The following is a 1,264-nucleotide window of genomic DNA, read 5'->3' as shown; positions in this document are numbered from 1 at the left end:
AATCATTGATGGTTTCAATAGGTTTTTCTTTATTCTCTTTATCTAAGCTTGAAGGTAAACATGTCATAGAAAAATCCTCCCAATATATTTGAATACATAAAAAACAAAATCAATCAACAAATAAAAACAATTAAACACATGATTAAATCTTTCACAGCACATGAGCTTCTTATTTATTTTTTCATCCTTATCAGCAGTGTTTTTTTTGTTTTTATAAAAACACAATGCATACAAAAAAAATAAAAAAACAGATAAAAAAACACAAAGTAAGACAATATCCATCGAGTAATCATAAACATAAAGAAAGATAACAAAGACATCGAGTAAAAGTGACGAAGCCAATATCAAACCACAAGGAGTACGATTCTTATTCACATCATTGACATTGTTGTTTTTCATTATCCCCTCAGAATATAATAAACATATAAACTTTAATAACTTGCGTTATTTGTATATATCGCCGTGTAAAAAAACATAATGCGAAGGGAACATCACAACATTAAAAAGAGTCCTGTAGTGAAAATCATAGAGGGAAATTTTCCCTGACAGTGCCTGAATGACCTTACCATGCACCTCTCGTTTCTTTTTTAATCTTTCCTCTTTATTTTCAATCGCAATGACGTCAATTCCGGGAAAAACAAGAATACCAATTCGGTACTTTCCGGGTTTTTCAGCCTCAACCACTAACTGCCTACCCTGCAATTTTTTATTCCCCCTAATAATCTGTGTATCTGAAGAAGAATTATTCTTAGCAAACAACGAGATCGGAAGCATGCACACGATTAAAAATAAGATGACGCGTTGATATTTATGCAAAAGAGAATAGAAATCATTGATTTTCACCTCGCCCTCATTGAGCATCATCATTCAACCACCTTTTATCTAAACAGATATTGTTTTCACCTTTCACTATTTTATTGACACATAGAATAATGCTTAAAAAGCTTACTTTTTTCGCACTTTATTCAGTTTTTCAATAATCGCTCTATTTGATTAAATAATCGTCAAACAAAAATTAATAAAAAATGAGACTCCGTAGCATAGAATTCCTACAAAAAGAGGATGTCAGACAAGATTTTTTTCTTATGCATTGAATGAGATATACCATTTGACCCCGTTCACAGACTCATGAATACTCTTTCACATAACAATAACAAAACGTCAAGGGTATCCCTTCCGTTAAAGCATCCCCCAACAGGAGTAAGCAATGAAAAGAGCAATGATCGCAGTAAGCATCGCACTGGCGAGCGTCACACTGGCACTG

1 protein-coding gene is annotated in these 1,264 nt (G+C 32.8%); it reads right to left on the bottom strand.

All coding sequences use genetic code 11. The features are described 5' to 3' along the window. Window positions 1–444: 444 nt before the first annotated feature. Window positions 445–867: a hypothetical protein gene (locus J5224_RS28435; protein ID WP_264628454.1), complete on the bottom strand. Its 423-nt coding sequence runs from the start codon at window positions 865–867 to the stop codon at window positions 445–447. Window positions 868–1,264 lie beyond the last annotated feature (397 nt).

This window comes from Candidatus Symbiopectobacterium sp. NZEC135 (assembly GCF_025962695.1).
Note: the sequence above shows the minus strand (reverse complement) of the source record. Positions and strands in the feature narration are given on the sequence as shown.